Consider the following 23,687-nt stretch of genomic DNA (forward strand, 5'->3'; position numbering starts at 1 on the left):
CGTCTGAGACGGGGCACAGCGCCCGGTACCAACGCTATTGGAAACGGAATTCACAATGCCTCAAATCGTGGTGCTGCCCCATGTCGAACTGTGCCCGGAGGGTGCGGTAATCGAGGCGAAACCGGGCGAGAGCGTGTGCAACGCGCTGCTCGAACACGGGGTCGAGATCGAGCATGCGTGCGAGCAGTCTTGCGCGTGCACGACCTGTCACGTGATCGTGCGCGAAGGCTTCAACACACTCGAACCGTCCGACGACGCCGAGGACGACCTGCTCGACAAGGCATGGGGTCTCGAACCGACTTCGCGTTTGTCGTGTCAGACCATCGTGCCGGAAGAAGGCGACCTGGTGATCGAGATCCCGCGTTACTCGATCAATCATGCGAAGGAAAACCACTGAGATAAAAGAGGAGCGGGCAGCCATGAAATGGACCGATACGCAGGATATCGCGATGGCATTGACGGACACGCACCCGGAAGTCGATCCGCAGTACGTGCGCTTCACCGACCTGCACCGCTGGATCATGGAGCTAACAGGCTTCGATGACGATCCGGAGCGCTCGAACGAAAAGATCCTGGAGGCAATTCAGGCTGCCTGGATCGAAGACGCGGACTACTGAGACTTCCTCTGGGTTTTCCCGGCTTCAGGATGTGAGAAAGGCGATTCGCCCAGCGGGCGAATCGCCTTTTTTCTTTGTCGCTGCGTCAGGACAGACCCGCGTCAGGCCGCGACCAGCGTGCCGTGCGAGATGCGCACGTGCTCGCCTTGCTGGAACGGCGGTGGCTGCCGGTAGCTGAAGTAGCGCGTCTTGCCGCTGTCCATGTGCACGCGCACCGAATAGCTCGTGGTGCTCCGCAGGTGCTTTTCGATTGCGTTGCCGCCCACGCCGCCGCCGAGCGCGCCGAGCAGCGTCATCGCCACGCGGCCGTTGCCGGAGCCGAACTGGTTGCCGACCACGCCGCCTGCCACCGCGCCGCCCACCGCGCCGATGCCGGTGCCGTGGCCTTCATGCTTGATCGCGGAAATGGCTTCGACCGTGCCGCACGACTCGCACGGCGCCTGGGCTTGCGGCCCTTGCTGCCCATACTGCTGCTGCATTTGCCGCGGCTGCTGCATCTGCTGTTGCTGCACCTGCTGCGGTTGCATTTGCTGCGGCTGCTGCGCATATTGAGCAGGCGGTGCACCCGGCGTGGCGGTGGTCTGGCCGGTAGCAGGCCCGCCGTTTTGCGCGAGCTGCACGCTTTGGACCTTCGGCGCAGGCTGCGTCGAGTCGATCACCTGCGGCGACGCCACCATGGCAGTCTGGCCGGTTTGCGTCTGCTCGGTCTGTCCGGTGTTGCTGGAGGCCTTCGGGAAGACGCCGGTAATGGCTGCGGTGGCCGCGAGGCTCGCCACGATGACAGCGGCGGCTGCCGTTGCGATCAGCGGGTTCAGTCGGCGCTTGGGGATGAGGTTCGGATCGGTCTGGTTCATAACAGGCTCCGTCTATCGCAGAGTTGCTGCGTACAAAAGCGAGTGTGAGCCAGATCGAATCGGCGCGAGTTTCAATTTGTAACGCATGCCCTCGGAAGGCATCGCTCACCGACGCACCGAAAGCTGCCACAGCGCGTGCCTGCTTGCTCTACGGATTCATGCGCCGTACCGGGCAGGGGACGGACCCGGGTAGCTTTTACCGATGGTTACAAACGATCGGGGCGCATGCGGCGTGAACCGCATGCGCCCCGATGGCGTTCTGGCGAGCCGCGCCGTGTAGGTCAGTCGGCTCAGTCGACTCAGTCGGCTTAGTCTTCGCGGCGCAGGTGCGGGAAGAGAATGACGTCGCGGATGCTTGGGCTATCCGTGAGCAGCATCACGAGGCGGTCGATGCCGATGCCGCAGCCGCCCGTCGGGGGCATGCCGTATTCGAGCGCACGGATGTAGTCGGCGTCGTAGTACATGGCTTCCTCGTCCCCCGCGTCCTTCTGCTCGACCTGCTTCTTGAAGCGTGCGGCCTGATCTTCCGGATCGTTGAGCTCCGAGAAGCCGTTTGCGATCTCGCGGCCCGTGATGAAGAGCTCGAAGCGCTCGGTGATGCCCGGCTGCGTGTCCGATGCGCGCGCGAGCGGCGATACTTCCACCGGGTAGTCGATGATGTAGGTCGGCTCCCACAGTTGCGACTCGGCCGTCTCTTCGAACAGCGCGAGCTGCAGCGAGCCGACACCGGCGTTCAGGAATGCGGGCTGGTTTGCATCGACGCCGAACTTCTTGAGTTCGGTGCGCAGGAACGCGGCGTCGGCGAGTTGCGCGTCGGTGTACTGCGGCGCGTACTTCTGGATCGCCTGCGTGATCGTCAGGCGGTGGAACGGCTTCGACAGATCGAGTTCGCGGCCCTGATACGTCACGACGGCGCTGCCGAGCGCGTCGATCGCGGCCTGGCGGATCAGCGCTTCGGTGAAGTCCATGAGCCACGTGTAGTCCGTGTACGCGGCGTAGAACTCCATCATCGTGAATTCCGGATTGTGACGCGGCGACACGCCCTCGTTACGGAAATTCCGGTTGATCTCGAAGACGCGCTCGAAGCCGCCGACAACGAGACGCTTCAGATAAAGCTCGGGCGCGATGCGCATGAACATCTGCATGTCGAGCGCATTGTGGTGCGTGACGAACGGCTTGGCCGCCGCGCCGCCCGGGATCGGGTGCAGCATCGGCGTTTCGACTTCCATGAAGTCGGCGTCGGCCATGAAGCGGCGCACCGACGAAATGGCCTTCGTGCGCGCAACGAACGTCTTGCGCGATTCGGGCGTGACGATCAGGTCGACGTAGCGCTGGCGATAGCGCATTTCCTGATCGGCGAGGCCGTGGAACTTGTCCGGAAGCGGACGCAGCGCCTTCGAGAGCAGACGCAGTTCGGTGCAGCGCACCGACAGCTCGCCCTTGTTCGTGCGGAACAGCACGCCGCGCGCGGCGATGATGTCGCCCAGGTCCCACTTCTTGAACGCTTCGTAAGTCGCTTCGCCGACATCGGCGGGCGTGACGAAGAACTGGATCTGGCCCGAGCCGTCGCGCACCGTGGCGAAGCTCGCCTTGCCCATCACGCGCTTGAGCATCATGCGGCCCGCGATCGAGACTTCCAGCGCCTGCGCTTCGAGTGCGTCCTTGTCGGTATCGGTGTGCTCGCGCTGCAGGTCGGCGGCGCGGTGTTCCGGACGGAAGTCGTTGGGGTAGGCGACACCGGCCTCGCGCAGCGCACGCAGCTTTTCGCGGCGCTCGGCGATGATCTGGTTGTCGTCCAGTTCGGGCGCGGTGCTGGCTACGGTCGGCTGGGTCGGTTCGGTCATGATGGCTTCGGTTCGGTGATTCGGATTCTGGGGTCCGCGCAAGGCGTGCCGTGCTGCGCGGATTGCGCTGTCGCGGCCATGCAAGCCGCGACGGCGGCTTAACGTTCTGTCAAAAGCGCGCTCTCTTAGACGCCCTGTTTCAGGCTCGCGCTGATGAAATCGTCGAGATCGCCGTCGAGCACGGCCTTGGTGTTGCTGATTTCGACGTTGGTGCGCAGGTCTTTGATGCGGCTGTTGTCTAGCACGTAGGAGCGGATCTGGTGGCCCCAGCCCACGTCCGATTTGCCCGCTTCGAGCTTGTCCTGCTCCGCCTGGCGCTTGCGAATCTCGGCTTCGTAGAGGCGCGACTTGAGCATCGCCATGGCTTCCGCGCGGTTGCGGTGCTGCGAGCGGTCGTTCTGGCACTGCACGACGATCCCCGAGGGCATGTGCGTGATACGCACGGCGGAGTCGGTCTTGTTGATGTGCTGGCCGCCCGCGCCGGACGCGCGGAACGTGTCGATGCGCAGATCGGCCGGATTGACGTCGATCTCGAACGACTCGTCGACCTCGGGGTAGACGAACACCGACGAGAACGACGTATGGCGTCCGCCCGACGAATCGAACGGCGACTTGCGCACGAGGCGGTGAATGCCGGTTTCGGTGCGCAGGAAGCCGTAGGCGTATTCGCCTTCGACCTTGATCGTTGCGCTCTTGATGCCCGCGACGTCGCCTTCGGACTCTTCGAGCACTTCGGTCTTGAAGCCCTTGCGCTCGCAGTAGCGCAGGTACTGGCGCAGCAGCATCGACGCCCAGTCGCAGGCTTCGGTGCCGCCCGCGCCGGCCTGGATGTCGATGAAGGCGTTATTGGGGTCGGCCGGGTTCGCGAACATGCGGCGGAACTCGACGTCGGCGACGCGCGTCTCGATCGCTGCCGCGTCGGCTTCGCAGGCGACGAGCGTGGCTTCGTCGCCTTCCTCGCGCGCCATGTCGAAGAGATCCTGGGTGTCGCGCACGTCGTTCTCGATGCCCGTGAGCACCAGCACCACGTTCTCGAGCAGCTTCTTTTCCTTGCCGAGCGACTGTGCGTGCTTCGCGTCGTTCCAGACGTTGGGGTCTTCGAGTTCGCGGTTGACTTCGACTAGACGCGTGGACTTGGCATCGTAGTCAAAGATACCCCCGTAGCTCGCCCGCGCGCGTGCGCAGGTCCGCCAAAGAGGCTTCGATCGCGTTAAGACGTTCCGCTTCCATTTGTGTCGTAATCCGGGGCGTAAAACATACAATTATAGCTGATTGGCCCTTCGCCAAGGGCGCTGCCGCCGCCAGCCCGGCTATGCATCTGGCCCCGCGCCCGACGGTGCGCCGCGCTGTGCGCCCGACCTTGCGCCCCGCTCAGTCTGCAGCGTGCTCCACGACGAGCTGCACGCGCGAAACGCCGTTCCATGAGTCGCGCACGAGCCGGTAGGCGAGCGTCGTGCGCCGCGGCAGCGATTCCGTGTGATTGAACCAGATCGCGTTGAAGCGCTGGCGTCCGCGCAACAGTTGCAGCTTCAGATGCTTGTCCTTCACGAGCGCCTGCGACGCCACTTCGAATTCGCCCGCGAACATGGGCGCCGGGAAGCCCTGGCCCCAAACCGCTGCGTCGAGCATCTCGACGAAATCCGGCGTGAAATAGGCGTCTTCGAGGTCGCCGTCGGTCTCGACGGTGCGTGCGAGCGCCTCGGCGGAGAGCCACTCGCGGCCCACGCGTTCGAACGCGGCGGCGAAGCGCGGCACGTCGGCGGTGGCGATCGTGAGACCGGCCGCCATCGCGTGGCCGCCGAACTTGTGGATGAGGCCCGGCTCGCGCTTGCTGATCAGATCGACCGCGTCGCGCAGATGGAACCCGGGGATCGAGCGGCCCGAGCCCTTCACGCACTCGCCGCCGTCGTCGGCGAGCGCGAACGTGAAGGACGGGCGATGGAATTTCTCCTTAAGCCGGCCCGCGACGATCCCGATCACGCCCTGATGCCACGCCGGATTGAAGAGGGTGAGCGTGGCGGTGCCTTCGGGATCGATGTCGGCGAGATCGGCGAGCGCCTGCTGCTGCATGCCGGCCTCGATTTCGCGGCGTTCGCGGTTCATGGCGTCGAGCTGTTGCGCGAGCGCCCACGCGCGGCCGACATCGTCGGTGGTCAGGCACTCGATGCCGAGCGACATGTCGGAGAGTCGGCCCGCCGCGTTCAGGCGCGGCCCGAGCGCGAAGCCGAGGTCGAATCCCGACGCGGTGCGCGCTTCGCGGCCCGCGGCGCGAAAGAGGGCGGCGATGCCGGGCTGCATGCGGCCGTTGCGGATGCGCTGGAGCCCTTGCGCAACCAGTACGCGGTTGTTGGCATCGAGCTTCACGACGTCGGCGATGGTGCCGAGCGCCACGAGATCGAGCAGGCCGTCGAGGCGCGGTTCGGGGCGCGCTTCGGTGAACGCGCCGCGGCGGCGCAGCTCCGCGCGCAGCGCGAGCAGCACGTAGAACATCACGCCGACGCCCGCGATGCACTTGCTGTCGAACGTGCACCCCGGCTGGTTCGGATTCACGATCGCCCGCGCGGCGGGCAGTGTGTCGCCGGGAAGGTGGTGATCGGTGACGAGCACGTCGATGCCGAGCGCGTTGGCCGCGGCTACACCCTCGACGCTCGCGATGCCGTTGTCGACGGTAATCAGCAGGTCGGGCCGCTGTGCGCCGGGTGTGCCGGGTGTGCCATCGGGGCGCTGCGTGGCGAGCGCGACGATCTCCGGCGTGAGGCCGTAGCCGTACTCGAAGCGGTTCGGCACGAGATAGTCGATCCGCGCGCCGAGCATGCGCAGTCCGCGCACGGCCACGGCGCAGGCGGTCGCGCCGTCGCAGTCGTAGTCGGCGACGACCAGCATGCGGCGGTTCGCGGCGAGCGCGTCGGCGAGCAGCACGGCGGCCTCGTCGACGCCCTTCATCGCGGCGGGCGGCATGAGGCGCGCGAGGCCGGTTTCGATTTCGTCGGGCTGGCAGACGCCGCGCGACGCATAGAGCCGTGCGAGGACCGGATGCAGGCCGTGGCGAACGAGCGCTTCGGTGTCCGCGGGGGAGGAGGCGCGGGTGACGATTCGGGTCATGCGGGACGGCTCGGTCGGTAGGTTATTCGATGAAGAGCGAGGCAAGGACGCGCCGCCGCCAGAGCTTGCGCAGATCGCCGCGCGTGATCGTGAGATCGACCGAGCCGGTGTCGCCGCACAGCGTGAGGCCGAGCGTGCGAAGCTCGCCCGCCTGCAACGCCGCGAGCGCGGGCGCGAACCAGTCGCGCTCCAGGTCGGCGAAGGCCGCGTTCCAGCGGCCCCAGTCCTGCTCGATGAACGGCGCGGAAAACGGATCGAGTTCGACGAGCGTCGTGCCGCTGGTGCCTGTCGAGCCGGATGCGGACGCGGTGAACGCGGCGAAGGTCGAGGGCGCGGTGCCCGCATCGACGCCTGCCGCGAGCGCGAGCCCGCGCGTGGCGGCGGCATCGGAGCGCACGCGTGCGAACGGGCTTTGCACCGGGCGCATCGTGCCCTGGGCGTGCAGCCAGATCGAATTGACGGCCGGCAGGCCGTGCGCTTCGCGCGCCTCGTTGACGGGGTGCTCGTGCCATGCCATCTGCACTTCGTTCTGCACCTTCATCCAGGCGCGCGAACGCTTGCCCGAGCCCGCCTCGTGCGGCAGCCAGATTTCGATGTTGCGCCCGCTCGCGCGCAGCGGCGACGCGCCGGTGAGCATGCCGAACGTGTCGCTCGCGAGATACCAGCGATACGGCGTCGGCGCGACGACCCGCACGCCGAGTTCTTCGATCAGCGGCTTCGCTGCGGCGTAGAGCGTGGCGGCGTCGGCATCGGCGAGATCGAGCGCGGCCGGGTCGATCAGGACCAGATGGTCGTGGGCGATGCGCACGTGCACGGGCTGCACGCACGCCCAGGCGGTGTCGCCGGGCGTGCCGCCGTCGGCGAGCAGCATGTAGGGGGCGAGCGGCGCTTCGTCGGCGGCAGCGGACGTGTTTGCCGCGCCGGTCACGCCGAATTGCTGCGCCACCCAGCGCTCGTGCGGCAGGGTGCGCTGAAAATCCTCGCCGATGACAGTTTCGCCCGCGCTGGCGCGAGCGATGAGTTTGTCGAGCGCAGGCGTGTTTAGGCCGGAGAGGGCGGTCGAGGCCACTGCCGCGGACGGCAGCGCGAACGGAATGAGAAGGTGAAGTCGATCAACGGGCATGATGGGCGGAATTGTACTTCGGCGCCCCGGCCGCCGGGCATGCCGCGGCATCGTGTAGCCCGATCGCGCGCCGCCGTGCGTGTTCAGCGCGTGTTCAGAACGCGTCCCGTCGTATGAATCCGGCACTTGTGTGCGAATTCTTGCTCGAAAGAGGTGCGTGCGGTTCGCGCGCCGCTGGTTCAAAGGGCGTATTGGTGTGCCGATGTGGCAAACTTCGCGTTTGGCCGCCGCGCCGCGCAAGCGGGGCGGCAGTCAGCGGCCTGTGCCTGGCCGGAGCATCGCTGGTGCCTGGATGGTGCCTGGTTGGTCCCTGGCGGGTGCCTGGATGGGCGCAGCGGCGGTACGCACGCACGCGCCGCATCGGCCGCATCATGAAGACGCAGATAAGGATTCGCTTGAAACTTCCCTACGAATGGCAGATAGGCTGGCGCTACACCCGCGCCGGCAAGCGCACGTCCGGCAACGGGTTCATCTCGTTCATCGCGCTGGTTTCGATGTCGGGGATCGCGCTCGGCGTTGCGGCGCTGATCGTCGTGCTCTCGGTGATGAACGGGTTCCAGCGCGACGTGCGCGACCGCATGCTCTCCGTGCTTGCGCACATCGAGATTTTCTCCCCGACCGGTTCGATGCCCGACTGGCAACTGACCGCGAAAGAGGCAAAAGCCAATCCCGAGGTGATCGGCGCCGCGCCCTACGTGGATGCGCAGGCGCTGCTCACGCGCGGTGACAGCGTAAGCGGTGTCGCGCTGCGCGGGATCGAGCCATCGGAGGAGCCGCAAGTCTCCGACATCGGCAAGGAAATGAAGGCGGGCAGCCTGAACGACCTGACGCCGGGCAGCTTCAACATCGTGCTGGGCGGCGATCTCGCGTCGAGCCTCGGCGTGCAGACCGGCGACAAGGTCACGCTCGTCGCGCCCGAGGGGTCGATCACGCCTGCGGGCATGCTGCCGCGCCTGAAGCAGTTCACGGTGGCCGGCGTGTTCGAATCGGGGCACTACGAGTACGACAGCACGCTCGCGCTCGTGAATATCCGCGACGCGCAGATTCTCTACCGCCTGCCCGCGCCGACCGGCGTGCGCTTGCGCCTGAAGGACATGCAGCGCGCGCCCACCGTCGCGCGCCAGCTCGTGCACACGCTCACGGGCGACCTGTATATCCGCGACTGGACCCAGCAGAACAAGACGTGGTTCTCGGCCGTGCAGATCGAAAAGCGCATGATGTTCATCATCCTCACGCTCATCATCGCCGTGGCCGCGTTCAATCTCGTGTCGTCGCTCGTGATGACCGTGACCAACAAGCAGGCCGACATCGCCATCTTGCGCACGCTCGGCGCGCAGCCCGGGTCGATCATGAAGATCTTCGTCGTGCAGGGCGTGACGATCGGCTTCGTCGGGACCGGCATCGGCATCGCGCTCGGCTGCCTGATCGCGTGGAGCATTCCGTGGCTCGTACCGATGATCGAGCATCTGCTCGGCGTGCAGTTCCTGCCGCCTTCCGTCTACTTCATCAGCGAGCTGCCTTCGGAACTCGTCGCCTCCGACGTGATCCGCATCGGCTTGATTGCGTTCGTGCTGTCCGCGCTTGCGACGCTCTATCCGAGCTGGCGCGCGGCCAAGGTTCGTCCCGCGGAGGCACTGCGCTATGAATGACCGTCAATCGCTGCTCGCCGCTGCGGGCGACTACCCCTACGTGCTCGAAGCGCATGGCATCTCGAAGACGTTCAGCCAGGGCGGTCTGGAAGTGCAGGTGCTCCGGCATACCGAACTGAAGGTGCGGCGCGGCGAGAAGCTCGCGATCGTGGGCGCGTCGGGCTCCGGCAAGAGCACGCTGCTGCACGTGCTGGGCGGTCTCGACGAACCGGGCACGGGCAAGGTTTCGGTGCTCGGCAAGCCGTTTACCGAACTCTCCGAGCGCGAGCGCAACGATCTGCGCAACCGCGCGCTCGGCTTCGTCTATCAGTTCCACCATCTGCTGCCGGAATTTACGGCGCTCGACAACGTCGCGATGCCGCTGCGGATTCGCCGCATGACCCAGGACGACGCGCGCCGCGAGGCGCTTGCGACGCTCGACCGCGTGGGGCTCGCGCATCGCGCGAAGCACCGGCCCGGACAGCTTTCGGGCGGCGAGCGGCAGCGCGTGGCGATTGCCCGCGCGCTCGTGACCAAGCCCGCGTGCGTGCTGGCCGACGAGCCGACCGGCAACCTCGACGGCAGCACCGCCGACACCGTGTTCAACCTGATGCTCGAACTGTCCGATATGTTCGACACGAGCTTTGTGATCGTCACGCACGACCCGGATCTCGCAGCCCGCTGCGACCGCACCGTGCGGCTGCGCGAAGGCGTGCTGCACGAGGAGCCGGTCGTGCCGGTGTGAGCGCGCCATGTGGATCGACACGCACTGCCATCTCGACGCCGCCGAATTCGACGCGGACCGCGATGCGGTCGTGTCGGCGGCGCGCGCGGCGGGGGTGTCGCGCATCGTGATTCCGGCGGTTGCGCGCGAGAACTTCGCAACGGTGCGCGCGCTCGCGCATCGCGTGCCGGGCGCGGTCTACGCGCTCGGCATTCATCCGCTCTATACGCCAGGCGCACGCGACGAGGATCTCGACGCGCTGCGCCGCGAGATCGAAGCGAGTCTCGACGATCCGCGCTTTGTCGGGATCGGCGAGATCGGCCTCGACTATTTCGTGCCGGAACTCGACGACGCCCGGCAGCAGCATTTCTACGACGCGCAGCTCAAGCTCGCGCGCGAATTCGACCTGCCCGCGATCTGCCATGTGCGCAAGTCGCAGGACCAGGTGCTCAAAGGCCTGCGCCGCAACGGCGTGCATCGCGGCATCGCGCACGCGTTCAATGGCAGTTTCCAGCAGGCGAATGCCTTCATCGATCACGGAATCCATCTCGGTTTCGGCGGCAACGTCACGTTCGAGCGTGCGCTGCAGATCCGGCGGCTCGCACAGCAATTGCCGCTCGAAGCGATCGTGATGGAAACCGACGCGCCGGATATTGCGCCCGCCTGGCTTTATCGCGAGCGCAATACGCCCGACCAGGTGCCGCGCATCGGCGCGGTACTCGCAGGTTTGCGCGGCTTGACGCCCGAAGAACTCGCCCTCGGCACAACGGCTAACGTTGCGGCTGCGCTGCCGCGGCTCGCGCTTTCGTCTGCATAATCGTTCGACGGCGGCATGCGGCGCCACGGGGCCGCGCAGGGTGCGTTCTTGTCGTTCGCACCGTTTATATGGTTCGCGCCGCCTCGATGCGAGGGGTTCCGATGCGGGCGGTGTGGGGCGGATTTGCACTCGGCGTGCTCTTTCTTCAGCAGCAGGCAGCGCTGCCTGGGCGCGACGGCTGGGCCTTGCTCGTCGTTGCGACGCTGGCGGCCGTCGCCTGGGCGGCACTGACGGCACGGGCGCTGGCCGACGCGGAGGACTGCGGGCGCGGTCGGCTCAACGATCTGCATGATGTTTTGCCTGAGCGTGTTCGTCCGGATGATGCGGACGCGTGCTGCGCGCGCTCGCTGGCGGGCCAGCACTACGGTTGCAGGCGGCGCTGGCGGCGCTGGAGCGGCTGGCTGGCCGTATGGTTCGCGGCGGCCTGCATCGGCTTTGGCTACGCGGCGTACCGTGCGCAACTTCGCCTCGCCGTCGCATTGCCCGCGGCCTGGGAGAAGCGCGATATCGACGTCACGGGCTATGTCGCGGCGCTGCCGTCTCACGCCGAAGGCAGGGCACGTTTTCTCTTCACGGTGCAGTCGTGGGGCGCACCGGATGCGGACGCCGCGCTTCCCCGTACGATCCAGCTCACGTGGGTCGCGCGCGATGCGCCGCTGCCGCCGCTCGTGCCCGGCGCGCGCTGGCGCTTGCCGGTGCGCCTGAAGCGTCCGCACGGCGAGCGCAACTTCGGCCTGCGCGATGCCGAAGCTGCGCTGCTCGCACGCGGTGTCCGCGCGACCGGCTATGTGAGCGAACCGCTGCGCGCGCTGCGACTGCCCGGTGACGCGGGTGGCATCGGCACGGCGATCGAGCGCTGGCGCGCGGCGGTGCGCGCACGGATCGACGGCGTGCTGGCGGGCAAGTCGCATCGCGGCATCGTCGTGGCGCTCGCGACCGGCGCGCAGGACGCCGTGAGCGCTGCCGACTGGCGTCTGCTGCGCAACACCGGCACGAGCCACCTCGTGGCCATTTCGGGACTGCATCTTGCATTCGTCGCGGGGCTTGCTGGCTGGGCGGCGGGTGCGCTCTGGCGGCGTGCGCGCTGGCGTGGAATTGAGGTGCCGCTGATCGTCCCCGCCCAGAAAGTCGCCGTGGTGGGTGCGGTATGCGCCGCGGCGGTTCATGCTGCGCTCGCGGGCTTCAATGTGCCGGTCCAACGCGCGTTGTGGATGCTGGCGGTGGCCGCTGCCGCGCTGCTTGCCGGGCGCAACGTGGCGCGTTCGCAGGTGCTCGCGTGGGCGCTCGGGCTCGTGCTGCTCCGCGATCCGTGGGCTGTGACGGCGGCGGGATTCTGGCTCTCGTTCTGCGCCGTGGCGGCGATCCTCTTCGTCGTGACAGGAGTGCCTGGCGCTCGTCGGGACAACCGTCCGGATGATGTGCCGGAACTCGTCTATCCGGCAAATGATGTGGCGTCCGTGCCGCCGGATGCGACACGCAAGCGCCGCTTCCTCGCGCGTCTCGCCGGTGCCGCGCGCGGAGTGGTGAACCGGTTGATGAGCCGACTGACGGGAGGCGCACGCGTGCAATGGGCCGTGACGATCGCGCTCGCGCCGCTCACCGCATACTGGTTCGCGCAGATCCCGCTGGTTGGCCCGTTCGCGAACGCGCTCGCCATTCCCATCGTCAGCGCGCTCGTGACGCCCGCCGTGCTCGTGAGCGTCGCGATTGCGCCGCCGCTCGATGCATTCGCGTTGCGCGCGGCGCACGCGTTGCTCAAAGTGCTTGCCGTCGTGCTGGGCCGGTTCGAAAGCGTGCCGTGGGCCGTGTTGCGCCTGCCGCAACCGCACGCATGGGCGCTCACCTGCGCGGCATTGGGCGTCGCGTGGTGCCTCGCGCCGCGCGGCTGGCCGCTGCGCTGGATCGCGCCGTTCATGTGGCTGCCGCTGCTGGTTCCGGCGCCTGCGGGGCCGCCAGTCGGTACGTTTCGCCTCACGGCGCTCGATATCGGACAGGGCACATCGGTGCTCGTGCAAACCGCCCGCCACGCGCTGCTCTTCGACGCTGGACCGGGGCCGGAGTCGACTCACGCCGGTGAGCGCATCGTGGTGCCGTATCTGCATGCGCACGGCGTCGAGCGCCTCGACATGCTGATCGTCAGCCACGACGACTCCGATCATTCGGGCGGCGCGCAGGCCGTGCTCGACGCGATCGCGGTGAGCCAGTTCGTCGCCGGCATCAGGCCGGAACATCCGTTACTGGCGAGCGCACGGCGAACCGGCGCGCAAGTCGTGCAATGCGCGGCGGGCCAGCGCTGGCGCTGGGATGGCGTCGACTTCGAAATGCTCTGGCCGGACGCCGGGCCGCTCGTGCGCAAGCCGAATGCGCACAGTTGCGTGCTGCGGGTTTCGACCACGGAACCCGGAGAGGCGACGGCCGCGCTGCTTGCCGCCGATATCGAAGCGGCCACCGAACGCACGCTCGTCGCCCGCGCGCCCGATCGCCTGCGCGCGCAAGTGCTCGTCGTGCCGCATCACGGCAGCCGCACGTCGTCGACCGAGCCGTTCCTCGACTCTGTCTGGCCGCTCGTCGCCATTTTTCAGGTAGGCTACCTGAACCGCTTTCACCATCCGCATCCCGGCGTGTACGCGCGCTACGCCATGCGCGACATCGTCCTCGCGCGCAGCGACATCGACGGCGCGGTGCGCATCGAGGCCCGGCTGGGCGATCTCGCAGTCGAGCGCTTTATCGACACGCAACGCCGCTACTGGATGGATGTACCGGACATAGAGCCGATATAACCGCAGACATAACAGCACGGAGACAACGAGCCTTTGAAGAACGTCATTCACTTTTCCCACGCGAACGGTTTTCCGGCCTCGACTTATCGCACGCTGTTCGCCGAACTCGGCGACGGCCACGCGTTGCGCTATATCGAGCGCATCGGGCACGACACCCGCTTTCCGGTCACGCGCGACTGGCCGCATCTCGTCGAGCAGCTGCTGGAGGACATCGAGCGCAACTATGAGCATCCGGTGTGGCTCGTCGGCCATTCGCTCGGCGGCTATCTTTCGCTGATGGCGGCGCTCAGGCGGCCGCAGTGGGTGCGCGGGGTGGTGATGCTCGATTCGCCGGTGATCGCGGGATGGCGCAGCAGCATGCTCAGGATGTCGCAGTGGGCGGGGCTCGACGAACACCTTTCGCCCGCCGCGGCCACGCGCAATCGGCGCACGAGCTGGGGGAGCCGCGACGAGGCCTGGCAGCACTTCCACGCGAAGCCCGCGTTCGCGCGCTGGGACGAACGCGTGCTGTCAGACTATGTCGACTTCGGCATTCCGCAGACTGCGGCGGACGGCACGCGCACGCTCGCGTTCGATCGCCGCACCGAGTATTTGATCTATCGCACGCTGCCGCACACGCTCGGCACGCGCCTCGTCCACGGCTCGCCCGTGCCGGTCGGCTTCATCGCCGGTACGAAGTCGCGGGAGATACGGCAGGTCGGGCTCGATGCGACGCGGCGCGTCGCGGGCGAGCGCTTCGAATGGATCGAGGGCAGCCACCTTTACCCGATGGAGCGTCCTATCGAAACGGCCCGCGCCGTGCAGCGCCTCCTTTTCGCGATGGGCGACGGCGCCTGAGGCGACCTGATGCGGCTCGAGGCCGCGCGTTCATGGTGCGCGTGGGGTTCATGCGGGCGTGCGCGAGCAACGCGGCAGCAGGCCGCCGAGGCCGCGCCGCGCTCCCGAACGGGCGTGCGATATCCCGCCTTGATCGCGGTTCGCGCGGCTCGCGCGAAAAGCAGGGTTAGCCCTGCCTTTACGGTATAATCCGTTTTTCCCGCGAGCATTCAGCGATGACCAAATATGTTTTCGTCACCGGCGGCGTAGTTTCGTCCCTTGGCAAGGGTATTGCCGCCGCCTCCCTCGCCGCGATTCTCGAATCGCGCGGTCTCAAAGTCACCCTCCTCAAGCTCGATCCCTACATCAACGTCGACCCCGGCACGATGAGCCCGTTTCAGCACGGCGAAGTGTTCGTGACGGAAGACGGAGCGGAAACCGACCTCGACCTCGGCCACTATGAGCGCTTCATCAGCACGAAGATGCGCAAGGCCAACAACTTCACCACGGGCCAGATCTACGAATCGGTGATCCGCAAGGAGCGCCGCGGCGATTATCTGGGCAAGACCGTGCAGGTCATCCCGCACATCACGAACGAGATCCAGGCATTCGTCGAGCGCGGCGCGGCATCCGCGACGTGCGGCGAGCCCGATGTCGCGATCGTCGAGATCGGCGGCACGGTGGGCGACATCGAATCGCTGCCGTTCCTCGAAGCCGTGCGCCAGATGAGCCTGCGCCTCGGCCGCAACAGCGCGTGCTTCGTGCACCTCACGCTCGTGCCGTTCATCGCGACGGCGGGCGAACTGAAGACCAAGCCCACGCAGCACAGCGTGCAGAAGCTGCGCGAAATCGGTATCTATCCGAACGTGCTGCTGTGCCGCGCCGACCGTCCGATTCCGGACGACGAGCGCCAGAAGATCTCGCTCTTCTCGAACGTGCCGCAGGACGCCGTGATCTCGGTCTGGGACGCGGACAGCATCTACAAGATTCCGCAGATGCTGTACGACCAGGGGCTCGACTCGATCGTCTGCGAAGAACTCAAGCTCTCCCCGAAGCCCGCCGATCTGTCGATGTGGGCGGAGATGGTCGAGAAGCTCGGACATCCGAAGCACGAAGTCACGATCGGCATGGTCGGCAAGTACGTCGATCTGACCGAGTCGTACAAGTCGCTCATCGAAGCGCTGCGTCACGCGTCGATCAAGACGTCGACGAAGGTGAACATCGAGTACATCGATTCCGAACAGATCGACGAAGAGGGCGTGGACAGCCTCAAGCACCTCGACGCGATCCTCGTGCCGGGCGGCTTCGGCCGTCGCGGCACCGAAGGCAAGATCAAGGCGATCCGCTACGCCCGCGAGGCGAAGGTGCCGTATCTCGGCATCTGCCTCGGCATGCAGCTCGCGGTGATCGAGTTCGCGCGCGACGTGGTGGGCCTCGCCCACGCGAACAGCACGGAGTTCAACCCGGATACGCCCGACCGCGTGGTCGCTCTCATCACGGAATGGGCCGATCGCGAAGGCAAGGTCGAGAAGCGCAGCGAAAACTCGGATCTCGGCGGCACGATGCGCCTCGGTTCGCAGCGCTGCCCGATCAAGCCCGGCACGCTCGCGTCGCAGATCTACGGCAAGGACGTGAACGAGCGTCACCGTCACCGTTATGAAGTCAACAACGGTTACGTGCCCAAGCTCGAAGCAGGCGGCCTCGTCATCAGCGCCCGCACGCCGACCGAAGATCTGCCGGAGATGATGGAGCTGTCGCGCGAGATGCACCCGTGGTTCGTCGGCGTCCAGTTCCACCCCGAATTCACGTCCACGCCGCGCGACGGCCATCCGCTCTTCAAGGCGTATGTGGAAGCGGCGCTCGCGCACCAGCTCGCGCGCGTCGAGGAGAAAGCATGAATCTGTGCGGTTTCGAGGTTGGCCTGTCCAGCCCGTTTTTCCTGATCGCGGGCACGTGTGTCGTCGAATCCGAACAGATGACGATCGACACCGCCGGCCGCCTGAAGGAAATCACGGAGAAGCTCGGCATTCCGTTCATCTACAAGTCGTCGTACGACAAGGCCAATCGCTCGAGCGGCAAGTCGTTTCGCGGCCTCGGGATGGACGAGGGCCTGCGCATCCTGTCCGAAGTGAAGCGCCAGCTCGGTCTGCCCGTGCTGACCGACGTGCACACCGAAGAAGAGATCGGGCCCGTGGCCTCGGTCGTGGACGTGCTGCAAACGCCCGCGTTCCTGTGCCGCCAGACCGACTTCATCCACGCGTGCGCGCGCTCGGGCAAGCCGGTCAACATCAAGAAAGGCCAGTTCCTCGCGCCGCATGACATGAAGAATGTCATCGACAAGGCGCGCGACGCCGCACGTGAAGCGGGTCTCTCCGAAGACCGCTTCATGGCGTGCGAACGCGGCGTTTCGTTCGGCTACAACAACCTCGTCTCGGACATGCGCTCGCTTGCGATCATGCGCGAGACCGGCGCGCCGGTCGTGTTCGATGCGACTCACTCGGTGCAACTGCCGGGCGGGCAGGGCACGAGCTCGGGCGGCCAGCGCGAATTCGTGCCGGTGCTCGCGCGCGCGGCGGTGGCGACGGGCGTGGCGGGTCTCTTCATGGAGACGCATCCGAAGCCTTCGGAGGCGAAATCGGACGGTCCGAACGCCGTGCCGCTCAACCGCATGGCAGACTTGCTCGAAACGCTCGTGACGCTCGACCAGGCGGTCAAGCGCGCGCCGTTCCTCGAAAGCGATTTCAACTGATTACGCAACCGGGCGCAGTTACTTGTGGTTACTTGTAATTGCGCCCGGTTGCGCGTGGTTTTGCGTCATCATTTGCGACAGCATTTGTGTCCGCATTGGTGTCAATACGTGCAGTGACGTAGTGCGCGCCGCTTTGGATGCATAGGCGGCGCGATGGAGGAGAAACGCGGCGCACGAACGGCCGCGCAGCGGCGCCAAAGAGTGCGCCACGCTGTGCGCAACGTTCGTCGGCATGCCGCGTTTGAAGAGCAAGGCAGCAAGGCAGCGTGGCAGCAGGGCGGTCGCAGAGAAAACGCGACCGGCGCGCTGCACAAGTTGAACCAGACCCCGCGCCGCCTGTCCCACGCGACAGGGCATTCCGTACGCGCAGAAGCTGCGCCTTGCGGATCCATGCCGGCGGCGCCGGTCGCGCAAGAATTACTGTCATTTCCTGAGGAAACCATGAGTGCAATCGTAGATATCATCGGTCGAGAGATTCTCGATTCTCGCGGCAACCCCACCGTCGAATGCGACGTGCTGCTCGAATCGGGCACGATGGGCCGCGCGGCAGTGCCGTCGGGTGCGTCGACGGGCTCGCGCGAAGCGATCGAGCTGCGCGACGGCGAAGCCGGCCGCTACAACGGTAAGGGCGTGCTGAAGGCGGTCGAGCACATCAACACGGAAATCTCCGAGGCGATCATGGGCCTCGACGCTTCGGAACAGGCTTTCCTCGACAAGACCCTGCTCGAACTCGACGGCACCGACAACAAGTCGCGCCTCGGCGCGAACGCGATGCTGGCCGTTTCGATGGCCGTCGCGAAGGCTGCCGCTGAAGAAGCCGGCCTGCCGCTGTACCGCTACTTCGGCGGCTCGGGCGCGATGCAACTGCCGGTGCCGATGATGAACATCGTCAACGGCGGCGCGCACGCGAACAACAGCCTCGACATCCAGGAATTCATGATCGTGCCGGTGAGCCAGCCGACCTTCCGCGAAGCGCTGCGTTGCGGCGCGGAAGTGTTCCACGCTCTCAAGAAGATCCTCTCGGATCGCGGCATGAGCACGGCAGTCGGCGACGAAGGCGGCTTCGCGCCGAACTTCGGCAGCAATGACGAATGCCTGTCGACCATCCTGCAAGCCATCGAGAAGGCCGGCTACCGCGCAGGCGAAGACGTGCTGCTCGCGCTCGACTGCGCGGCCAGCGAGTTCTACCACGACGGCAAGTACCAGCTGGCGGGCGAAGGCCTGCAACTGTCGTCGGCGGAATTCAGCGACTACCTCGCAACGCTCGCCGACAAGTTCCCGATCGTCTCGATCGAAGACGGCATGCACGAGAGCGACTGGGCCGGCTGGAAGCTGCTGACCGACAAGCTCGGCAAGAAGATCCAGCTTGTCGGCGACGACCTGTTCGTCACCAACACGCGCATCCTGAAAGAGGGCATCGAGAAGGGCATCGCGAACTCGATCCTCATCAAGATCAACCAGATCGGCACGCTGACGGAAACCTTCGCGGCAATCGAAATGGCCAAGCGCGCGGGCTACACGGCCGTGATCTCGCACCGCTCGGGCGAAACCGAAGACTCGACGATCGCGGACATCGCCGTCGGCCTGAACGCCGGACAGATCAAGACCGGCTCGCTGTCGCGCAGCGACCGCATCTCGAAATACAACCAGCTGCTGCGTATCGAGGAAGATCTCGGCGATATCGCAACCTATCCGGGCAAGTCGGCGTTCTACAATCTGCGCTGATGGTGTATTGATACGCAGAGCACGCTGGTAACAGCCTTGCTGTCATCCTTCGGCTCGTGTCTTCGCCGCCCCGCGTTCTGCGCGGGGCGGCGTGTATTTATCCGGCTTCCTTCATGCGGCTTGTCACTGTCGTCCTGATCATTCTGCTGGCGCTGGTCCAGTACCCGCTCTGGTGGGGACGGGGCGGGTGGCTGCGCGTGCACGAAATTCAGGGGCAACTCGCCCAGCAGCTCAAGCAGAACGACGACGCGAAAACGCGCAACGACCGCATTGCGGGCGAAGTGCAGGATCTTCAGAACGGGACTGCCGCTGTCGAAGAGCGCGCGCGCTACGAAATGGGTATGGTGAAGGACGGCGAGGTGTTCGTGCAGTTCGTCTCGCCGAACCAGCCGCCGCCCGCGCCCAGCGCGTCGTCGAATACGTCGACGCGCGGCGTGATGTCGGATGCGCCCGTGAAGGTCGTGCCGAACCCCGTGTCGCGCGTGCCCGAAAAGAAGCGTGGGCGCGGGAAGGAAGCGAAGAAGGCGGAAACCAGGAAGGCTGACGCGAAGAAAAAAGCCGGGCGGACCTGAGTGTCGCCGGATTGTCCGGCACCTGTGGATTCAACGAAAAAGCGCGGCAGTCAGTTCGTCAGCCGCGCTTTTTTGCTTTCTGCTCTCGGTTCACCTGCCCCATCCCCAGCCCGGGTAGCCATAGCCCCAGCCTGGGTAGCCATAGCCCCAGCCTGGGTAGCCATAACTCCAGCCGCCGCTATAGTAGCCGCCATACATCGTGACGGGCGGCGCAACGGTGCGCACCCAGGCCTGCGCGGCTGCTTCGGCGGCTATCGCGCGCTCCTGGTCGGCGAGCGCCTGGCGGTCGATGGCGTCGTAGCGCGCACGTTCCGCGGGCGTGAGCGGATGCGCGGTCGCGGACACACCCGACTGCGCGGGGCTGAGCCGGCTCAGGATCGGCGACGGCCCTGGCGGGGCCATCACGCAGCCGCTTGTCAATGCAACGCCCGTGCCGAGTACCATCATCGTCGCGATTGCCAAGACGCGTGGCTGCATGTTGCGCCACAGATTGTCGCGGCTGTTTTTCCCGCTCATGCTCTTCTCCATCCGTCGGATGCTTAAGCAAATCATACGCATGCCGGGCATCCGGATTTCAGCTCGAATTTCAGCCTGATCCCGCTGCCATCGCACGCGCTGCCGCCGGTACGGCAGCACGTTCCCCGATGATCGGCGCAGCGCTTAGTGGCGCCGCTCCGCTGCGGGCGCAATGCCTTCCGAGAGGCCATGCGCCGCGAAAAGTTGCGCCACGTCCACGGGATCGAACTCGTAGCGCTGGTTGCAGTAGTCGCAGTGAATCTCGACGTGGCCGCGTTCCTCGATCACGCCGTCCACCTCGCCGCGCCCGAGCATCTTCAGCATCGCGCCGACCTTCTCGCGCGAGCAGGTGCACTGGAAGCGCGTCTGAGCGGGTTCGAAGTGGTGCACGTTCTCCTGCCAGAAGAGGCGGCGGAACAGCACCTCGGGCTCCTGTTCGAGCAGTTCGGCGCGTGACAGCGTGCCGCCGAGCGTGCAGACGCGGTCCCACGTATCGGTGTCGAGTTCGCCTGCGTGCGGCACGATACCGCCGTCGCCGGGCAGCTTCTGCAGCATCACGCCGACCGCGCGCTCGCCATTGGCCGCGAGCCACATGCGCGTGTCGAGTTGCTCCGAGTGATGCATGTAGTGTTCGAGGACCTCGGAAATCGAATGGAGCGGGCCGTCCGTGCCGTTCAGCGGCACGATGCCCTGATACGGCTGCTGGCCCGGCTGCTTGCTGGCCGGGTCGAGCGTGATCACGCAGCGGGCATTGCCGCTCACGTTGATGAGGTCGGCGATCGTCATGTCGCCGGGCAGCGCAGCGGCGTTGTCTGCCGTGAGGCCGTCGGCGAGCCGCGCGGTCGCGCGCATCGAGAGATCCGAGGCGCACTGCACGACCAGCATGCGTACGGGACCGTCGCCGAAAATCTGCATGATCAGCGTGCCGTCGAACTTCAGATTGGCCGACAGCAGCGCGCATGCAGCCATCATCTCGCCGAGCACGGTCTGCACCGGCGCGGGATATTGACGGCGCGTGAGCACCTCTTGCCACGTACTGCGCAGGGAGACGATCTCACCGCGCACCGGGGCGGCGCTGAACAAGAATTTCTGCAACTGGTCGTTCACAATCTTTTCCTTCGTTTCGATTCATACGGCGCGGCGCGCATGGACAGACGGGCCTAGCCGATGCGCACGAGCTGCGCCTTGAAATATTCGCGACGCTTGTCGTACACGTCCGCGTTGCGCTTGAGGCCCGCGATGTCGGCCTCGGTGAGTTCGCGCACCACTTTCGCCGGTGCGCCGAGAATCAGCGAGTTGTCGGGGAACACCTTGCCCTCGGTGACCACCGCGCCCGCGCCAACCAGACAGTTGCGGCCGATCACCGCGCCATTCAAGACCACGGCCTGAATCCCGATGAGCGCGCCTTCCTTCACCGTGCAGCCGTGCAGCATGGCCTGGTGGCCCACCGTCACGTTCGCTTCGAGCGTGAGCGGGTAGCCGGGATCCGTGTGCAGCACTGCGCCTTCCTGGATATTGGTGCGCTCGCCGACCGTGATCGGCTCGTTGTCGCCGCGCAGCGTCGCGCCGAACCAGACGCTCGCGTTCCCGGCCAGGGTGACCTTGCCGATGACGGTCGCGTTGTCCGCGACGAACACGCTTTCGTGAATAGTGGGTGCGGCTTCGCCAAGCTTGTAGATGGCCACGGTGTTGCGTCTCCTGAGTCCGGGGGGGCTGCGGTGCGGTTGCGGCGCTGTTGTGTCAGGGGCAGGGCGCACGGCAGGTGAATCGCGTATTGTAAACGGTCGCGCGCAGACCGCCTGACATGCCGGGCGGCGCCGCGATCCGGACTACTTCTGCGCTTTCTCGTTCGTTCCCGATGACTTCCATTGCTTCAGTCGATTCCATGCCGTCCGCCGAACGTACCGGCGTGCGCGATAACTGGCGTCTTGCCGCGCTCGATGCGCTGCGCGAGCGCGATCCCGGCGCGAAAGCCGAAGCCGTGCAGGCGCTCCATGCGCTCGTGCGGGACGGTGTGTCGAATGGCATATTGCACTGGGATGCCCAGCACGAAATCGACGTGCCCACGGACCTGCCGGGGCGTCCCGCTCGCCCTGTGCTGGTCGAGCCGCGCCAGCTGGAGCGGCGCAGCATGAGCACGCCGCAAGGCCGCGTGGTCCTGCTGCACGCGCTCGCGCACATCGAATTCAACGCGATCAATCTCGCACTCGACGCCGTCTGGCGTTTCCCCGGCCTGCCCGACGCGTTCTACGCCGACTGGCTGACGGTCGCTGCCGAGGAAGCCTTTCACTTCTCGCTGCTCGGCGCGCGCCTTGCGGACTACGGTCACGCCTATGGCGATTTTCCGGCCCATAACGGCCTGTGGGAGATGTGCGAGCGCACCCGCGACGATGTCCTCGCGCGCATGGCGCTCGTGCCGCGCGTGCTGGAGGCGCGCGGGCTCGATGCTGCGCCGCCGATCCGCGCACGCCTGAAGCAGGCTGGCGACGATCAGTCGGCGGCGGTGCTCGATGTGATCCTGCGCGACGAGGTGGGGCACGTGCGCATCGGCAATCGCTGGTTCCGCTACCTGTGCGCCGCGCGCGGACTCGATCCACATGCGGCGTGGCTCACGCTCGCGCAGCAGTACCGCGCGCCGAAGATGCGCGGGCCGTTCAATTTCGAGGCGCGCCGCTCGGCGGGTTTCGACGACGCGGAACTCGACACGCTCGCGGCCCAGGCTGCGCCGGAACCGGCCACAGCGGATGCGCGGCTGCGCGAAGGCGGCGGCGAATAATAAGGGTGCAGTCAGATGCGGGTCAGCATCTGTCGATATAATCGAACGACCATTCTTTTTAACCGGCATCTTCCACCTGCGCGCATGAACGTTTCCCGATCCGAATTCGTTGAAGTCAATGGCATCCGGCTGCATGCGCGGTGCTGGGGCGCTGCCGACGCGCCGGTCCTCTTCATGCTGCACGGCTGGATGGACGTCGCGGCGTCGTTCCAGTTCGTCGTCGATGCGCTGGGCGGCGACTGGCAGGTCATCGCGCCCGACATGCGCGGCTTCGGCCTCTCGGACTGGCCGGTCGCGGAGCAGGGCGGCGGCGGCTACTGGTTTTACGACTACCTCGCCGATCTGGACGTGCTGCTCGATCGCTACGCGCCGACGGGCGCGGTCAACCTCGTCGGCCACAGCATGGGCGCGAACATCGCGTGCCTCTATGCGGGCGTGCGGCCGCAGCGCGTGCGCCGCGTGGTCGATCTGGAAGGATTCGGCATGCCTTCGCCGGCCGCCGCTGAGGCACCGAGGCGCGTGCGCGCGTGGCTCGACGAATTGCGCGAGCCGCCCACGATGCGCCGCTATGCGTCGCTCGGCGAAGTGGCCGCGCGCCTCGTGAAGACGAATCCCCGGCTCGCCGCGCCGCGCGCGCGCTTTCTCGCGCAGCACTGGTCGAGGCCGGATGGCGAAGGCGGCTACCTGTTGCTCGCCGATGCGGCGCACAAGATGCGCAGCCCGCTTCTTTACCGCATCGACGAGGTGATGGCGATCTGGTCGCACGTGAGCGCCAAGGTGCTGCACGTCGAAGCGGCCCACTCCGAAACGCTCGCGCGGCTGGCGGGCGCCGTGCCGATCGGCGAATTCAAGGCGCGATTCGAGGCGTTCCCCGACTGGCGCGAGCGCATCGTCGACGATGCCGGGCACATGATCCACCACGACCAGCCCGAGCAGATCGCCCGGCTGATCGAAGCGTTCTGCGCGTAGCGGCGAGACCGGGAATCGCTTGCTGCCGATGCGTTCCTCATGACGTCGGCGACCGGTGGCGCGCACCGCGTCGGC

General features: G+C 66.4%; 21 protein-coding genes. 13 read left to right on the top strand and 8 right to left on the bottom strand.

What is annotated here, in order from left to right:
- The first annotated feature begins 55 nt into the window (after positions 1-55).
- A complete protein-coding gene (gene fdx / locus ACFPTO_RS02405; protein WP_377709214.1) occupies positions 56-397 on the top strand; it encodes an ISC system 2Fe-2S type ferredoxin in 342 nt (113 codons plus the stop codon).
- 22 nt (positions 398-419) lie between these two features.
- Complete coding sequence (gene iscX / locus ACFPTO_RS02410) at positions 420-617, top strand: Fe-S cluster assembly protein IscX (protein WP_293042362.1); 198 nt, start codon at positions 420-422, stop codon at positions 615-617.
- 101 nt (positions 618-718) lie between these two features.
- Here the strand turns inward: iscX and ACFPTO_RS02415 are convergent, their stop codons facing one another.
- The 5 genes from ACFPTO_RS02415 to ACFPTO_RS02435 form a co-directional block, all read right to left on the bottom strand.
- Complete coding sequence (locus ACFPTO_RS02415; protein WP_377709216.1) at positions 719-1,471, bottom strand: glycine zipper 2TM domain-containing protein; 753 nt, start codon at positions 1,469-1,471, stop codon at positions 719-721.
- Positions 1,472-1,779: 308 nt separating this feature from the next.
- Entirely contained in the window at positions 1,780-3,315 is a 1,536-nt protein-coding gene (lysS, locus tag ACFPTO_RS02420) for a lysine--tRNA ligase (protein WP_377709218.1), read from the bottom strand.
- Between the two features lie 125 nt (positions 3,316-3,440).
- Positions 3,441-4,545, bottom strand: a protein-coding gene (gene prfB, locus ACFPTO_RS02425) for a peptide chain release factor 2 (protein WP_377709219.1) whose coding sequence is annotated in 2 segments (ribosomal slippage) — positions 3,441-4,463 and positions 4,465-4,545 — 1,104 coding nt in all. Because the reading frame shifts where the segments join, the coding sequence is not laid out codon by codon here.
- A 141-nt stretch (positions 4,546-4,686) separates the two neighbouring features.
- Positions 4,687-6,417, bottom strand: coding sequence for a single-stranded-DNA-specific exonuclease RecJ (gene recJ / locus ACFPTO_RS02430; RefSeq protein ID WP_377709220.1), 1,731 nt, complete (start codon positions 6,415-6,417; stop codon positions 4,687-4,689).
- Positions 6,418-6,439: 22 nt separating this feature from the next.
- Positions 6,440-7,540: a regulator gene (locus ACFPTO_RS02435; protein ID WP_377709221.1), complete on the bottom strand. Its 1,101-nt coding sequence runs from the start codon at positions 7,538-7,540 to the stop codon at positions 6,440-6,442.
- Positions 7,541-7,935: 395 nt separating this feature from the next.
- Here ACFPTO_RS02435 and ACFPTO_RS02440 point away from each other — a divergent pair, with 395 nt between their 5' ends.
- From ACFPTO_RS02440 to ftsB, 9 genes are all read left to right on the top strand, one after another.
- Positions 7,936-9,189, top strand: a complete 1,254-nt coding sequence (locus ACFPTO_RS02440) for a lipoprotein-releasing ABC transporter permease subunit (RefSeq protein ID WP_377709222.1) — start codon at positions 7,936-7,938, stop codon at positions 9,187-9,189.
- Positions 9,182-9,913 carry a lipoprotein-releasing ABC transporter ATP-binding protein LolD gene (gene lolD, locus ACFPTO_RS02445; protein ID WP_377709223.1) on the top strand — a complete coding sequence of 244 codons (732 nt, stop codon included), beginning with the start codon at positions 9,182-9,184 and terminating at the stop codon, positions 9,911-9,913. Before ACFPTO_RS02440 ends, lolD begins: the two co-directional genes overlap by 8 nt.
- A gap of 7 nt (positions 9,914-9,920) precedes the next feature.
- Positions 9,921-10,709, top strand: coding sequence for a TatD family hydrolase (locus ACFPTO_RS02450; RefSeq protein ID WP_377709224.1), 789 nt, complete (start codon positions 9,921-9,923; stop codon positions 10,707-10,709).
- A gap of 101 nt (positions 10,710-10,810) precedes the next feature.
- Entirely contained in the window at positions 10,811-13,489 is a 2,679-nt protein-coding gene (locus ACFPTO_RS02455; RefSeq protein ID WP_377709399.1) for a DNA internalization-related competence protein ComEC/Rec2, read from the top strand.
- Between the two features lie 33 nt (positions 13,490-13,522).
- The gene (locus tag ACFPTO_RS02460; RefSeq protein ID WP_377709225.1) at positions 13,523-14,326 is read left to right on the top strand and encodes an alpha/beta fold hydrolase; all 804 of its coding nucleotides are present in this window, start codon (positions 13,523-13,525) and stop codon (positions 14,324-14,326) included.
- 215 nt (positions 14,327-14,541) lie between these two features.
- The gene (locus tag ACFPTO_RS02465) at positions 14,542-16,203 is read left to right on the top strand and encodes a CTP synthase (RefSeq protein WP_377709226.1); all 1,662 of its coding nucleotides are present in this window, start codon (positions 14,542-14,544) and stop codon (positions 16,201-16,203) included.
- Positions 16,200-17,054: a 3-deoxy-8-phosphooctulonate synthase gene (gene kdsA, locus ACFPTO_RS02470; protein WP_296654976.1), complete on the top strand. Its 855-nt coding sequence runs from the start codon at positions 16,200-16,202 to the stop codon at positions 17,052-17,054. Before ACFPTO_RS02465 ends, kdsA begins: the two co-directional genes overlap by 4 nt.
- 441 nt (positions 17,055-17,495) lie before the next feature.
- Entirely contained in the window at positions 17,496-18,779 is a 1,284-nt protein-coding gene (eno, locus tag ACFPTO_RS02475) for a phosphopyruvate hydratase (RefSeq protein ID WP_293045379.1), read from the top strand.
- A gap of 113 nt (positions 18,780-18,892) precedes the next feature.
- The gene (gene ftsB, locus ACFPTO_RS02480) at positions 18,893-19,351 is read left to right on the top strand and encodes a cell division protein FtsB (RefSeq protein WP_377709227.1); all 459 of its coding nucleotides are present in this window, start codon (positions 18,893-18,895) and stop codon (positions 19,349-19,351) included.
- A 90-nt stretch (positions 19,352-19,441) separates the two neighbouring features.
- Here the strand turns inward: ftsB and ACFPTO_RS02485 are convergent, their stop codons facing one another.
- From ACFPTO_RS02485 to ACFPTO_RS02495, 3 genes are all read right to left on the bottom strand, one after another.
- Positions 19,442-19,798 (bottom strand): hypothetical protein, encoded by a 357-nt coding sequence (locus tag ACFPTO_RS02485; RefSeq protein ID WP_377709401.1) that lies wholly within the window; start codon positions 19,796-19,798, stop codon positions 19,442-19,444.
- Positions 19,799-20,011: 213 nt separating this feature from the next.
- The gene (gene hslO, locus ACFPTO_RS02490; protein ID WP_377709229.1) at positions 20,012-20,974 is read right to left on the bottom strand and encodes an Hsp33 family molecular chaperone HslO; all 963 of its coding nucleotides are present in this window, start codon (positions 20,972-20,974) and stop codon (positions 20,012-20,014) included.
- A 53-nt stretch (positions 20,975-21,027) separates the two neighbouring features.
- Complete coding sequence (locus ACFPTO_RS02495; protein WP_377709231.1) at positions 21,028-21,552, bottom strand: gamma carbonic anhydrase family protein; 525 nt, start codon at positions 21,550-21,552, stop codon at positions 21,028-21,030.
- A gap of 200 nt (positions 21,553-21,752) precedes the next feature.
- Between ACFPTO_RS02495 and ACFPTO_RS02500 the strand changes: the two genes are divergently transcribed.
- Positions 21,753-22,643 carry a ferritin-like domain-containing protein gene (locus tag ACFPTO_RS02500; protein ID WP_377709402.1) on the top strand — a complete coding sequence of 297 codons (891 nt, stop codon included), beginning with the start codon at positions 21,753-21,755 and terminating at the stop codon, positions 22,641-22,643.
- Positions 22,644-22,727: 84 nt separating this feature from the next.
- The gene (locus tag ACFPTO_RS02505) at positions 22,728-23,612 is read left to right on the top strand and encodes an alpha/beta fold hydrolase (protein WP_377709232.1); all 885 of its coding nucleotides are present in this window, start codon (positions 22,728-22,730) and stop codon (positions 23,610-23,612) included.
- Positions 23,613-23,687: the final 75 nt, after the last annotated feature.

Source organism: Paraburkholderia denitrificans (assembly GCF_042655705.1).
Classification (GTDB): Bacteria; Pseudomonadota; Gammaproteobacteria; order Burkholderiales; family Burkholderiaceae; genus Paraburkholderia; species Paraburkholderia denitrificans.